Genomic DNA, 13,348 nt, shown 5'->3' with positions numbered 1-13,348 from the left:
TTATAAGGCGTTCAGTTATGCATATGTTTCGTTCGGCACCTCAGGTGGCCGGGTCGCTTGCGGCCGCTCTTTTTATAGCGCCGATGGGTTTACAGGCCAAGGAAACCGGCTTTATCGAGGACAGTTCGCTGACGCTTAATACCCGGCAGTGGTATTCCCATGAAATCGGGCGCAAGGACACTTACTTTTCCGCGCAAACATCGCAAGGGCGGCGGGCCGTGCGCGACCGCACGGCCTGGCTTGAGGGTTTCAAGCTTGATTATGTGTCCGGGTTCACCCAAGGCATGGTCGGTTTCGGCCTTGATCTGTCGGCGTACGCTGCCGTTGCGCTTGAACGCAGCAAGTTGGCGACCGCCGGTGGCAGCAACCGGCTGCTGGTCGACAAAGATGGCGACGTGGTTGATGACTGGAGCAAGGTGGGTGTCGCGGCGCTGAAATTCAAAGTATCCGACACGGTGCTGAAAGTCGGCAGGCACCAGGTCAAAACACCCGTGATGGGCTATTCCGATACACGCACGCTTCCGGCAGCGTTCGACGGTGTCTCGCTGGAAAGTCATGACGTCGAGGGCCTGACAATCAAGTCCGGGTACTTCGACCGGGCTACGCCGCGCACCGGAGCAGGCAGTCAGGACTTGACGCCCAGTTTCGGTACTCGACTGGTCACCAGTGACTGGGTGGCTTACGCCGGCGCCGACTACCTGGCCAGCAATGGCTGGCGCGCCAGTGCTTACGTCTCGCGTTTCGAGGACATTTGGGATCGTGAATATGTGGGGCTGGGGCAGAAATTCAACTGGGATGCAATCACCACCGATATCCAGTTTGACTTCTACAACACTCAGTCCAGTGGCCAGGAAGTGGCCGGGACGATCGACCAGCAGGCTTATGGCCTGAGCATTACGCCTGTTTACAAGAACCACACGCTGAAAGTTGGCGTACAACAGATCAAGGGCGATGAGTACTTCGACTATGTGGCCGAGTCGAATGCGATCAATCTGCCAAACACCATGCTCTCGTATTACAACGGCCCCAATGAACGCTCATTCCAGGTCAATTACATCAACGATTTCGCCGCGTATGGATTTCCAGGTTTCAAGACCATCCTCTGGTACATCAAGGGCTGGGGAATAGATGGCACTCACTATGATGGCGGGCCCGACGGTATCTATTCGTCCGTGCTCAAACAGAGTGACGAAAGCCACTATGAGGTTGGAACCTTCGTCAGTTACGTCGTCCAGTCAGGGCAGTTGAAAGGCGTGAATCTACTCAGTGGTTATGCCTGGCATCGCGCGAGCGAAAACCAGATTGAAGGCAACCTTGAAGAGTTTCGCCTGATCGTAAACGTGCCTTTCAACATTTTCTGATCCGCCGCAGCCCGTAACCACTCATAACAGCATACAAAACCGGAGTACCCATGAAATCCACTACGCTCCCCGTGAGTTCGACAGACGGGCCAGCTTCGACCCCGGTCAGTTTCGATGCGGCGCAGACACGCAAGATCGTGATCGCGGCCTATATCGGAACTGCCCTGGAGTGGTACGACTTTTTCCTGTTCGGCACCGTGGCCGCGATTGTGTTCGCGCCGCTGTTTTTTCCGGGTGACGTCCCCGCCATTTCGGTGATGGGCGCGTTTTTGAGTTTCGGTGTCGGCTTCGCTGCTCGTCCGCTGGGGGCCGTGATTTTCGGCCATATCGGTGACAAGTATGGCCGGCGCAGTGCATTAGTCATCACGGTACTGATGATGGGGCTGGCGACGACCATGATCGGTTTTCTGCCGACCTACGCCACGGCCGGAATCGTCGCGCCCATCCTGTTGACTATCCTGCGTGCCGTGCAAGGTATTGCTGCCGGCGGAGAGTGGGGCGGAGCGACCTTGCTGGCGATCGAATACGCGCCGCCGAAAAAACGTGGGTTGTACGCAGCCATCGTGCAACTGGGCTCGCCGACGGGCACCTTGCTGTCGTCGGGTGCCGTCGCCCTGGCCGCTTCCTTGCCGGGTGACGCCTTTCTGGAGTGGGCCTGGCGGGTGCCGTTTGCGGTGTCCATCGTGTTGGTCGGCGTAGCGCTGTGGTTGCGCTGGAAAGTCGAAGAGACCCCGGCTTTCCAGCAACTGGCGAGCGAGAACAAAACAGAAAAAATGCCGGTGCTCGAACTGTTCCGCCAAGTCCCGGGACGGCTGGTGTTGGGCATCGCCACTTACCTTTATTGCAATGCCGGTTTCTTCATCATCACCGCGTTCATGATCAGCTATGTCACCAAGACGCTGAACTTGCCCAGCCACGTCATTCTCACGGCGTTGACCTGTGGTGCGCTCATGCAAATGGTCACCCTCGTGGTGGCCGGCAAGCTGGCCGATCGCATTGGCTCGACGCAAACGGTGATCATCGGTTACGTCATTACCCTGGTGTTGGCATTCCCGATGTTCTGGCTGGTTGATACCCGTGAACCTATGTACATCAACCTGGCCATGGTCCTTGGCCTGGGGTTGGCGACGGTGGCCTACGCGCCTATCGGCAATGTACTTACCCGCTTGTTTCCACCGCATCTGCATTACAGCGGCCTGGGGTTGTCGGCCAACCTTTCCGGCCTGATAGCGGGGTTCATGCCGGCCCTGGCCACAGGGTTCCTGATGCTTTCGGATGGCCAGTCATGGGGGCCTGCGCTGCTCCTGAGTCTTATCGCCGCCATCTCGCTGTGCGCCACGATCATCACGTTGTACGTGACGCGACACCAGCCTGACTGAGCTTTCCTCAGGGTAATTGGCCAGCACGGCGATTACCCTTTTTTCCAACACGCATGGTTTCTCCTGGCATCGTCAAGGGCGGGAGAGGTGTGCCTGTTCGTTAAAGAGTGTTCCGATGAAATCCATCTATCCGATGCTATTCGTTTCAATGCTTGCCGCTGCCGTCAACACGGCATCGCAAGCCAGCGAGCCCAATGACTGGGTCAAAGCCGCTGCCTTGCAGGAGGAGCCCGCCGTCATCGCGCTGCGGCACAAGATCCACCAGCATCCCGAGTTGGGCAATCAAGAGTTTGAAACGTCCAAGTTGGTTGCCGAGCGTTTGAAGTCACTGGGCATCGACGTTCGTACCAACGTCGCCAATACCGGAGTCATCGGTGTCCTCAAGGGCAGCAAGCCAGGGCCGGTCATGGCATTACGCGCCGACATGGACGCGTTGCCGGTGCAGGAACCTGTGGGGCTGCCCTTTGCGAGCACCGCCCGGGCGCAATACCAGGGCAAAGAAGTCCCGGTCATGCATGCCTGTGGGCACGATGCTCATACCGCGATGTTGCTGGGTGCGGCGAAGCTGCTGGCTGACCACCGTGACCAGATTGCGGGCACCGTGGTGTTTGTGTTTCAGCCAGCCGAGGAGGGTGGCGCGAACATCGATAACTTCACCCGGGGCGCAGAAATCGGTGCGCGGAAAATGATTGCCGAAGGCGCACTGGACAATCCAAAAGTTGAAGCCATCTTCGGCTTGCACGTCATGGCGGGGCTGCCCAGCGGGCAAATTCGCTATAAGCCCGGGCCTGTTCTCAACAGTGCCGATGGCCTGCGCATTACCGTCAGTGGGCGACAAGTGCATGGCTCGATGCCGTGGAAAGGTGCGGATCCGGTGGTTGCCAGTGCGCAAATGATCACTGCACTGCAGACGCTGATCAGTCGTCGCGCAGACCTGAGTCAAGGCATGGGCGTCGTCACAATCGGTGCCATCAACGCCGGAACGGTTGGCAACATCATTCCTGACACCTTGTCGATGCTTGGCACGGTGCGTACCAACGACAACGAGATCCGTAACGGCATCCTGAAGCAGTTGCCGCCGATGATCGAGCATGTCGCCCAAGCCAATGGTGTCTCGGCAAAAGTCGAGCTTTCCGAATACGCACCGGTCCTGATGAACGAAAAGCGCCTGACTCGAATGATGGCGGCGTCGATGAAGAAGGCCGCGGACGGCAACGCGAAAATCACCCCGAATTTTTCCCCTGCGAGTGAGGACTTCGCCCATTACGCCAAACGGGTCCCGGCACTGTTCGTGTTCCTGGGAGCGACAGCTTCCGATCAGGACATGCTTAAAGCGCCTGTCAATCACAGCCCGTTTTTTACCGTCGACGATGCCACGCTGAAGACCGGTGTACGGGCCCACGTCGAGTTCGTTCTCAACTATCCACTGCTCGCGGGGTTGGGAGCCAAGTCGTGATGATTGATCAACGTAAAGTGACACGACGCACGTTGCTGCGCTGGATCGGCAACACCGCCGGCGCGGCCGCGATGTACCAGGCCATGAGCGCCTTGAGTTTTGCCGGTGAGTCGACTTATAACGGCGATTTCAAGCTGAGCCAGGCGCCAAAAGGCGCGACGGTACTGGTCTTGGGAGCGGGTCTGGCAGGCATGACGGCGGCTTATGAACTGCGCAAGGCGGGTTACAAGGTCAAAGTGCTGGAATACAACGCCAAGGCCGGAGGTCGCTGTTGGACCCTGCGTGGGGGTGATCGCTTCACCGAGTTGGGTGGCGCCGTTCAGACCTGCCAATTCGATCAGGGGCTTTATTTCAATCCGGGGCCTTGGCGAATTCCCTACCATCACCATGCCATTCTGGATTACTGCAAGAAATTCGAGGTCAAACTCGAACCCTTCGTACAGGTCAACCATAACGCCCTGGTTCACAACAGTCAGGCGTTCGGCGGCAAACCCAAGCGCTATCGCGAAGTCCAGGCCGATTACCAGGGGCATATTGCCGAGCTGCTGAGCAAGGCGGTCAACCAGGGGGCGCTGGATCAGGAAGTCACTGCCGAAGATCGGCAAAAACTCCTGGAAAGTCTGCGTGTATGGGCCGGGCTCGATGCGGGCAATGAGTACCGGAAATCGTCAAACACCAGCCTTCGTCGCGGCTTTGCCGTGGATGCCGGTGGCGGCCTGATGCCTGCGGCTCAACCCTCGGAAATCATCGATCGCCAGGCGCTGCTCCAATCAGGCATGTGGCTGTACCTCATGGTCGGTCAGTTACATGAGTTTCAGACCACGCTGTTTCAGCCAGTGGGGGGGATGGACATGATCGCCCAGGCGTTCGCTCGCCAACTCGAAGGCTTGATCCAGTTCAATAGCAAAGTCACCCGCATCCAGCAGAACGATCAAGGGGTGACGGTCACCTGGGAAAGCAGCCAGGGCGGCCCACCCCGCCAGGAAAAAGCCGATTGGTGCGTGTGCACGCTGCCGTTGTCGATCCTCAGTCAGATCCCTGTCGATTGCGGCGCGCCGATGCAGGCAGCCATTCGGGCCGTACCTTACAACGCGTCGGTCAAAATCGGCTTGCAGTTCAAAAGACGTTTCTGGGAGCAGGACGACCATATTTATGGCGGGGTGAGCTACACGGATTCACCCATGCAGCAGATTGGTTATCCCAATTGCGATTATGGCAGTCGCGGCAAAGGCGTGGTGCTCGGTGGCTATCTCTGGGAGAACAACAACGCCTTCGAATTCACGGCAATGACGCCAGAAGAACGGATCAGAAAATCCGTCGAATACGGCAGTCAGGTTCACCCGCAGTATCCGGTCGAATTCGACAACGGCATCGCTGTCGGCTGGCATCGCGTGCCTTGGAGCAACGGTTGCTATGGGGCATGGACCGAAACTTCGCGCGCCGCACACTACACCCATCTGTGTCAGATCGATGGGCGTCTCGTACTGGCCGGCGAACACGCCTCGCAACTGCCCGCGTGGCAGGAAGGCGCCATTCTTTCGGCGCAGGACGCTATCACCCGTCTGCATGCACACATCGTCGGACGCCCGACCGCACAGGCCTGAGGAGCTAACCATGAAACGATTTTATTGTGCCTCGGTGTTGGTGATTGCGTTGGCCAGCGGGCAGGCCAATGCACTCGACCCGCAAGTGTCGGTCCCTGGCAAGCATTTCGATCAACGAGAGGGCGAAAGCCTGTTCAAGGCCATTTGCCAAGGCTGCCACATGGCTCAAGGCCAAGGTGCCCAAGGTGCAGGCGCGTATCCGGCCCTGGCCAACAATCCGCGCTTATCAGCAGATGCCTATCCCGTGTTCATGGTGGCACAAGGGCAGGGCGGTATGCCTGCTTTCAAGGGCTTCCTGGACGATGAACAGATTGCGGCGGTGGTGACCTACATCCGCACCCACAACGGCAATGCATTCAATGAACCGGTCAACATGGCAACGGTAAAAGCATTAACCGGCCGATGAGTTTGCCAATTTTAATAGAGAGACTTTCGATGCCCCGTTCTTCCTTCAATCCGGCACTCGCCGCCAGCCTTGGAATCTTTATGCTGCTCGCTCAAGCTAATGCCAGTGAAGTGATCCGCCACAAAATCCCAGGTACCGATTTCCCCGTCGCGCTGGCCATCGAGATTCCGGCAAACGCGACGCTGGTGAATTTCAGTGGTGCGGTGCCGTCGATGATCCATGCCGATCAGGACAAAACCAGTGTCGCCGCCTATGGTGACACCCAGACCCAGACGGTCAATGTCCTGCAGGGTATCGAGCAATCACTGAAGAGCCTTGGCATGGACATGCGTGATGTGGTGAAAATGCAGGTGTACCTGGTGGGGGATCCGGTGAAGCAAGGCCACATGGATTTTGCCGGTTTCATGAAAGGTTACACTCGGTTTTTCGGCACGGCGCAACAACCGTTGCTGCCCACTCGCTCAGTGTTTCAGGTGGCCGGTCTTGCCAATCCGGGCTACCTGGTTGAAATAGAAGTCACGGCGGTACGTCCTTGACCGACTGATACGCTAAAAGCGCAGCCACTGAGCTGTGCTTCTTTTCAGGAATGCAAAAGGGTAAAGGCGCTATGAACTTACGCCGTGTCGAGTGTTTTCTCGCCGTAGTCGATTTTGGCACGGTGACCGCTGCCGCCCCGCAATTGCACATGGCGCAGCCGGCCCTGAGTCGACAGATACAAAGCTTCGAAGGCGAGCTGGGCTTCAAGCTATTCGATAATCAGCGCAACCGCTTGCGGCTGACGCCGGCCGGTCGCGAACTGGTGCCTTTGGCGCGGCAGCTGTTGAGCAACGCACGGTCGGTAAAAGCAGCGGCACAGAGTTGGTCCAAGGGGCATATCAAGCGTCTGCACCTGGGTGCGACTTACGCCACGATCGCCGGGTTGATCGCGCCTTTTATCAGCACGTTGAAGGTCGAGGATCCCCTGATCCTCACCCACGAATCGTCGCATTTCGGTCTGCACGAACTGCTTCATAGCGGGATGGACATGGTGGTCTCGCCGGTAACACCAGAGCAGGATTGCGCCACCCTGCAATTAGGCCTGGTACCGCTACGAGCCTATGTGAACGACAGTCATCCTTGGGCTATCGAACAGTTGAGCATGGTGACGCTCGCCGAACTGGCGGTTCAACCGTTATTACTGCCAAGCAGTTCCAGCGTTAGTCGTCTTGAGCTGGATCTGGCCATGACACGCGAAGGTCTGCGGTATTCATCGGTGGAAGAATGCGATCAATCACCCATCATCCAGGCGTTGGCGGCAAATGGGCGTGGAGTGGGTGTTGTCACGGATTTGCCGCGCTACGGGCTACATGGCGTGCTGATTCAGGCATCGCCACGCACACCGGAGGTGAACCTCGGCGTGACCCTGCATGCCGCGTGGGATCGTCAGCATTACAGCACCCTGACCCTGGAAAGCCTGGCGCAGCGCCTTAAGGATTTTTTGCACAGCACCTATTAGATCGTTCGTCGTAAGGCGAAACCAGGAAGCTTATGCAGCTATTAAAGACTCTATATGGCCGTTATCTTCCTGAGGCAAAAGCCTGTGATCCCTGGCTACGCAAACGGTCCGATATGCCCGGCTATCGGTCCAGCAGCGGTGCCAGCAGTGCACACATGCCGCGCCAGTGCGAACCTTCCCAGTAGATCCGTTGGCAGGCGTCGCAGTGCAGGAAGTGCGAATAGAGGGCGCCAACGCGTGGCGGCACCTGCGGCCGGGCCAGTTCCGGGCTGATCTCGTGCAGCGGCAGGTTGCAATGAAGGCACAGGCTGAATGGCCGCGCGCTACGCGCCAGGTCGAGGCGCTCGTACAATTCGCGCAGCTGCAGCGACGGTTTCAACGCATGCACATAACAGCCGTGGCTGATGATCCGCCGCTTGAGCAGGTCGCGGTCGCGGGTCAGCACGATGCGCCCTTGCTGCGCAGCGATCTCGGCGATCTCGCCATCCTCGAAGCCATTGTCGTAGAGGGTGTCGAAGCCGCTCATGCGCAGCAGGCTGGCCAGCCCGCCCAGGTGCGCATCGGCGACGAAGCGCAGCACCCTTAACGGTTGCGCCCTAACCTTTAGCTGCGGGCTGATGTCCAGCGCTTCGAACTTGGGATACACCGCCAGCCGGTCACCGTCGAAGACCACCCGCTCGAAGCCCACCGACTCGCCGTTGAGCAGCACCAGCTCGACCTCCGTGTGCGGTATCCCGAGCGCCTCGATCATGTGCTTGACCGTCGCCCCTCGCGCGCACTCGCAGGTAAAGGACTGCCACCGCCGTTCGGCCGGCAGGAAACTGTTGAGCGCCTCGTAGAAGCGGAAGGTTGCGCTGGTCATGTTGAATAGTATGGCAGGGCTGGGGAGTGAGCGAGTCTGGTCCGGACATCTTCTCCGGCAGGCTGCAAACTACGATCGTAATGATGTTGAAATTGACTACGGCATGGCGCTTTATTACTGGATTTACTGCTGTTCAGGCAGTTCACATCAGGCAGTTCACATCAGGCTGAGCAAGCTAGCTTTTTGGCCGTTAGTCGCACTACGTAAACGGGCAGCTATCGGTCCAGGCTGTGTGAAAACTCCCGCAATTGTCTAATCTTCTGATCGTCGAGATCGTAGCGGGGGCGATCATGAAGCGATTTATTGAAGGTGAGGCTCGGACGCAAGTCACCTTGCTGCCGGAGTGTCTGGACGATTACGTAGCCGAAGAAAATCCAGTGCGCGTGGTCGATGTTTTCGTCGATGAACTCGACTTGGGCGCACTTGGTTTTGAGGGCGTCCATCCTGCCGCAACTGGTCGTCCGGCCTATCACCCAGCGACATTGCTGAAGATCTATATCTACGGCTATCTCAATCGGATTCAATCCAGCCGCCGACTTGAGCGAGAGGCCGAGCGCAACGTCGAGTTGATGTGGCTAACGGGGCGTTTGGCTCCGGACTTCAAAACCATTGCCGACTTTCGCAAAGACAACGGCAAAGCCATTCGCAGCGTATGCCGCCAGTTCGTAGTTCTTTGTCGCAACCTCAATCTCTTCTCCCAATCGATCATCGCCATCGACGGCAGCAAATTCAAAGCCGTCAATAATCGCGACCGCAACTTCACTCAGGGCAAGGTGAAGGCACGCATGCAGCAGATCGAGCAGAGCATTGATCGATATCTGGCGGCGATGGATTCGGCGGATCGGGCAACGCCCGAAGTGGCCGAGGCCAAAGCAGAGCGGCTTAAAGAAAAGATAGAAACACTGAAAAAGCAGATGCAGAAACTCAAGGAAATCGAGGCGCAGCTCCACGAAAGTCCAGACCAGCAGATCTCCCTCACAGACCCAGATGCACGCTCAATGGCCACGAGCGGCCGAGGCACCGGAACGGTTGGCTACAACGTACAAACAGCTGTCGACGACAAACACCATCTGATCATTGCCCATGAAGTGACCAACGTTGGTAATGATCGTGGGCAACTGAGCAATATGGCGAGCCAAGCGCGTGAAGAAATCGAGGCTGAATCGCTAACGGTGGTGGCCGACCGAGGCTATTACAAAGGTCTGGAAATCCTTGCTTGCGAGCAAGCCGGCATCACTGCCTTCGTACCGAAACCCCTCACATCTGGCAGCAAAGCCGAAGGCAGATTCGGCAAGCAGGATTTCATCTATCTTATTGCGTCGGACGAGTATCGATGCCCTGCGGGGCAGTTACTAACCAGGCGGTATTCGTCGATGGAAGACGGCATGTTATTGCATTGTTACTACTACTCGGGCTGCCAGTCCTGCGCAATGCAAAAGCAATGTACGACTGGTAAGGAGCGCCGTGTGAAGCGCTGGGAACATGAGGCTGTAGTCGACGCGATGCAGGTTCGGCTAGAACATGATCCAGCGATGATGAGGGTTCGTCGACAGACCGTTGAACATCCTTTTGGAACGCTCAAGTACTGGATGGGAAGTACCCACTTCCTGACCAAAACCCTACCGAGGGTGAGCACTGAGATGAGCCTTCATGTGCTCGCCTACAACCTCAAGCGAATGATGAGCATCTTTGGTATCGCAGGACTGCTTGAGGCGATCAGGGCGTGAATCCAGCTGCTTGATCGTCCGTGAGTGGCTGTTTGTGCCGCTGACGCGGCCCAAACAGCATTACGAACGCCTATGTAGCTGACTAGGGCAATTCGCGCTTTCGCCTGCTGGTTTCGTAGGTAACGCACACAACTCTCAGCTTTCGACGTATTCAGTGCGTTTTCACACAGCCTGGACCCAAAGCCGACAGTCGGAGTGTCTAGACTCTGGAGAAGGTGAAAAATCAAAAAATAAAACAATCGTCTGGTGATATTGTTTAGTTTTTCTTCTTGATCAGCTTGCTCATATAGTACTTGAGGCTTAAACGATCTTTGGGCCTTGGCTTGTAATGGGTTTTGTTTCTTTGTGCGGGATCGGCCGCCACGGTTGCTGCGGTGTAGTAATAAAGCGCTATAGACCTGCGCGTGATGTGCTGCGGAGTCGTTAAAGGCTCTGGGTGCCCATGATTGCTGTCTTTGTCTGTGTTGAAAATGACGCAGCGGTTATAAACCGGCAGGACTTTTTTAAGACAAGTCTTCATGTCGACATCCCAAAGCTCCAGGTTGCCGCCGTATTCCTCTTGCCAGTCTTCGTTAAGATAAATAATGGCATTCAGTCTGCGTTCAATATTAAGCTTTTTGTTGAGTCTGAAGTCCGAGTGCACACCCAGGAAACCACCATTTTTTGTTTCATGCAGCCCACCACCGGTAAAGTATGGGTCGGGTATCAAACCTTCGATGCCCGTCAGCTTTTCAAGAAACTGCAACATGGGTGCCGAGTTAAAGGCGTTGAAAACCGTCTTCAGATAGGGATCGCATTCGTTGGGGCTGATTTGCCGTTTGTGCTGACCTTTATAGCCACGCTCGTAGAGCATTTCGTTGTTGGTTGGCTCGACTGGGAAGTGCGCGCAGATACTCGCAATCAGGTCTTTCGGTAAAAAATTATCGATGACGATGTGTGGAAATGGCGTGGCCTGGACATAGCAACTGGCCAGCGAGTGACCAAAAGTGCTGGCGGCGTTCTGGTCGAAATCAAGCTCCGGGGAGAGCGTGATGGGGAGTGTTTGAGTGATGGGTGTCATTACCGCTCCAATAACCTGAACATAAAGACCTATGGATGACTTTTAGTAGTGTGGCCCACACTACTTGTTGCGTGTCTGCGACGTTTGACCTTTGCTGTTGTCCTTGTTCAGGCGCTGCAGGAGGTTGTTGTACATCTTGGTTCGTCTATGAGTCGTTTCATAGCCTCCGGCTGCAGCTACAGTGCCGGACTGAATGTGATCGAGATAACTGAATATCTTACGCGGCGACAAAAGCTCAACGACATAACCAAGCTCGGTCATGCGGTCTTGGAGGGTATAGCCAGGTACACGAACATCCATCAAAAAATGCATGTCGTGCTGTTTGATTAGTTTGCAGTTCCATAACGTACAGAAGCTCTTTAGGTAAACTTCCCTGTACGGTTTTGGCTCTCTGGAGCGTAGTCCAAGGGAAAGTTTCATACGTCTGAAGTGGTGTTTGAATAGTCGTGAGCTGAAGCGCCAAAGGGTTCTAGTGGTGCCGCGGTTTAATTGTTCTACGCAACCGACGGCTACGACCTTCGGGTTCTTCATGCATTTGTTCAGCATCATCGAAAACACATTTTTATCGAAAATAAACGTATCGGTGTGCAGCAGAAATACGTAGTCGGTATCAATACGCTCCAACGCCATGTCGAGTGCTTTGCCATGCGCGATATGGCCCTGTTCTGGTTCGGGAGTGGTTCGCTCGATCAGGTTGATCCAGTCAAGTGTCCGCAAATACTCTGTGCTTTCATCGGCGGAATAGTTGTCAACTACCCATACTGGGACGCCGCTGTTGCCCACATGCTGATGCAATAGGTCTAAGCATATTTTGGTTATTTCGGGTGTTTTGTAGTTAACTACAACAATACTGAAAACTTTAGTTTTGTCAGCCAGAATACCAGTGCCGCCCATCGTTCAGACACTCCATAATAGCTTGGAGATAGGTGCAAAAAATAATCGCGCCTGTATCCAGCTGCTGTTTATTATTTCACGCGCAAACTTTGCGTGGCCAGAAGTCATAGCTTTGTTACACCGTTGGCAGTCAGTGTCTAATCATCGTTGACTCAGACCTAATAGAGAGTAGCAGATGCGGCTTTCATCGTATAAGGGGCTAGTCTATAGGTAAACCTCGCTGAAATAATTTGTTACATCAAAAGGAGCGTTAGTCAAAGGTTCTTGAGTAGTGGTGAGCTGGGTCTCGGTAAGGCATTCAGGAACCTCGTTTCGTCATACGCTCGCGTTAGCAGGATGGTCCATCTGCAAGCGAAGGGGCCATTGGTCCCTTGTCCTGACACTACGCCAGACTGGCATCACAAAACTCAAGGGTGAGGTGGTTCACTTCGTGAACAGGTTTGAGGCGCTCACGAATGCTATCTGCGTCCAGCGTCGAGTTGCCGACTACGCTCACAATTGCCGCATGGGCCTCAGGACCTACCCGCCAGACGTGTAAGTCAGTAATGGTCGCATCACCAGGTTGCTCAACCAGTTCTCGAATTTCCTCGGCAACATGGTCGTCCGTCTGGTCCAAGAGAACGCTGGCGGTCGCCCTCATCAAAGTCCAGGCCCACCGAGCAATAACGATGGCGCCTACGATGCCCATTACCGGGTCCAGCCAGACCCATCCGAGATACCGTCCTGCAAGCAGCGCCGCGATGGCGAGGATCGACGTCAGGGCATCGGCGATCACATGAACGTAAGCCGATTTCAGGTTGTTATCGTTGCCGTGAGTGCTGTGGGTATGATCATGATCGTGGCCATGGCCATGGCTATGACCGTGGCCGAGTAACAGCGCGCTCAGGATATTGACTACCAGTCCGACGATGGCGATGAGGGTCGCCGTACCGAATTGAACCTCGGTAGGCTGAAGTAGACGTATGACAGACTCTACGGCGATTCCCAAGGAAACCAGCCCCAGGATTAAGGCTGATGCGAAGCCACCCAAGTCTCCGACCTTGCCGGTGCCGAAACTGAAGCGGTTACTGGTCGCGTGATGTTTGGCGTATGCGTAGGCAGAAT

At 55.9% G+C, this 13,348-nt stretch carries 11 protein-coding genes and 1 pseudogene; 8 read left to right on the top strand and 4 right to left on the bottom strand.

Translation table 11 applies throughout. The annotated features are described in order from the left end of the window. The first annotated feature begins 17 nt into the window (after positions 1-17). The 7 genes from ACA062_RS21150 (at position 18) to ACA062_RS21120 (ending at position 7,701) form a co-directional block, all read left to right on the top strand. A complete protein-coding gene (locus ACA062_RS21150) occupies positions 18-1,361 on the top strand; it encodes an OprD family outer membrane porin (RefSeq protein WP_497452845.1) in 1,344 nt (447 codons plus the stop codon). Positions 1,362-1,411: 50 nt separating this feature from the next. Further along, positions 1,412-2,740: an MFS transporter gene (locus ACA062_RS21145; RefSeq protein WP_497452844.1), complete on the top strand. Its 1,329-nt coding sequence runs from the start codon at positions 1,412-1,414 to the stop codon at positions 2,738-2,740. Between the two features lie 115 nt (positions 2,741-2,855). Continuing rightward, complete coding sequence (locus ACA062_RS21140) at positions 2,856-4,196, top strand: amidohydrolase (protein ID WP_497452843.1); 1,341 nt, start codon at positions 2,856-2,858, stop codon at positions 4,194-4,196. Then, complete coding sequence (locus tag ACA062_RS21135) at positions 4,196-5,800, top strand: flavin monoamine oxidase family protein (RefSeq protein ID WP_497452842.1); 1,605 nt, start codon at positions 4,196-4,198, stop codon at positions 5,798-5,800. The genes ACA062_RS21140 and ACA062_RS21135 overlap by 1 nt, the downstream gene beginning before the upstream one ends. 10 nt (positions 5,801-5,810) lie before the next feature. Next, entirely contained in the window at positions 5,811-6,206 is a 396-nt protein-coding gene (locus ACA062_RS21130; RefSeq protein WP_497452841.1) for a c-type cytochrome, read from the top strand. A 29-nt stretch (positions 6,207-6,235) separates the two neighbouring features. After that, entirely contained in the window at positions 6,236-6,742 is a 507-nt protein-coding gene (locus tag ACA062_RS21125; RefSeq protein ID WP_497452840.1) for a RidA family protein, read from the top strand. Between the two features lie 71 nt (positions 6,743-6,813). Further along, positions 6,814-7,701 (top strand): LysR family transcriptional regulator, encoded by an 888-nt coding sequence (locus ACA062_RS21120; RefSeq protein WP_168187400.1) that lies wholly within the window; start codon positions 6,814-6,816, stop codon positions 7,699-7,701. A 121-nt stretch (positions 7,702-7,822) separates the two neighbouring features. Here the strand turns inward: ACA062_RS21120 and ACA062_RS21115 are convergent, their stop codons facing one another. Then, the gene (locus ACA062_RS21115) at positions 7,823-8,563 is read right to left on the bottom strand and encodes a Mut7-C RNAse domain-containing protein (RefSeq protein WP_497452839.1); all 741 of its coding nucleotides are present in this window, start codon (positions 8,561-8,563) and stop codon (positions 7,823-7,825) included. A 290-nt stretch (positions 8,564-8,853) separates the two neighbouring features. On the opposite strand from ACA062_RS21115, the gene ACA062_RS21110 reads away from it, so the two are divergent. Then, entirely contained in the window at positions 8,854-10,290 is a 1,437-nt protein-coding gene (locus tag ACA062_RS21110) for an IS1182 family transposase (protein ID WP_497452838.1), read from the top strand. A gap of 256 nt (positions 10,291-10,546) precedes the next feature. On the opposite strand, the gene ACA062_RS21105 is transcribed toward ACA062_RS21110, so the two are convergent. The 3 genes and pseudogenes from ACA062_RS21105 to dmeF form a co-directional block, all read right to left on the bottom strand. Next, on the bottom strand, positions 10,547-11,350 hold the full coding sequence (locus ACA062_RS21105) for a 2OG-Fe(II) oxygenase (RefSeq protein ID WP_497452837.1): 804 nt from the start codon (positions 11,348-11,350) through the stop codon (positions 10,547-10,549). Positions 11,351-11,410: 60 nt separating this feature from the next. Then, entirely contained in the window at positions 11,411-12,244 is an 834-nt protein-coding gene (locus ACA062_RS21100; RefSeq protein ID WP_497452836.1) for a glycosyltransferase, read from the bottom strand. A 382-nt stretch (positions 12,245-12,626) separates the two neighbouring features. Next, positions 12,627-13,346 (bottom strand): annotated as a pseudogene (gene dmeF, locus ACA062_RS21095) (CDF family Co(II)/Ni(II) efflux transporter DmeF); the annotation flags it as partial. Between the last annotated feature and the right edge of the window lie 2 nt (positions 13,347-13,348).

It is taken from the genome of Pseudomonas sp. LBUM1679 (genome assembly GCF_059695565.1).
Note: the sequence above shows the minus strand (reverse complement) of the source record. Positions and strands in the feature narration are given on the sequence as shown.

Coding starts and splice junctions, on each gene's coding strand:
- ACA062_RS21150 (WP_497452845.1), top strand. CDS start 18: ATGCATATGTTTCGTTCGGCACCTCAGGTGGCCGGGTCGCTTGCGGCC.
- ACA062_RS21145 (WP_497452844.1), top strand. CDS start 1,412: ATGAAATCCACTACGCTCCCCGTGAGTTCGACAGACGGGCCAGCTTCG.
- ACA062_RS21140 (WP_497452843.1), top strand. CDS start 2,856: ATGAAATCCATCTATCCGATGCTATTCGTTTCAATGCTTGCCGCTGCC.
- ACA062_RS21135 (WP_497452842.1), top strand. CDS start 4,196: ATGATTGATCAACGTAAAGTGACACGACGCACGTTGCTGCGCTGGATC.
- ACA062_RS21130 (WP_497452841.1), top strand. CDS start 5,811: ATGAAACGATTTTATTGTGCCTCGGTGTTGGTGATTGCGTTGGCCAGC.
- ACA062_RS21125 (WP_497452840.1), top strand. CDS start 6,236: ATGCCCCGTTCTTCCTTCAATCCGGCACTCGCCGCCAGCCTTGGAATC.
- ACA062_RS21120 (WP_168187400.1), top strand. CDS start 6,814: ATGAACTTACGCCGTGTCGAGTGTTTTCTCGCCGTAGTCGATTTTGGC.
- ACA062_RS21115 (WP_497452839.1), bottom strand. CDS start 8,563: ATGACCAGCGCAACCTTCCGCTTCTACGAGGCGCTCAACAGTTTCCTG.
- ACA062_RS21110 (WP_497452838.1), top strand. CDS start 8,854: ATGAAGCGATTTATTGAAGGTGAGGCTCGGACGCAAGTCACCTTGCTG.
- ACA062_RS21105 (WP_497452837.1), bottom strand. CDS start 11,350: ATGACACCCATCACTCAAACACTCCCCATCACGCTCTCCCCGGAGCTT.
- ACA062_RS21100 (WP_497452836.1), bottom strand. CDS start 12,244: ATGGGCGGCACTGGTATTCTGGCTGACAAAACTAAAGTTTTCAGTATT.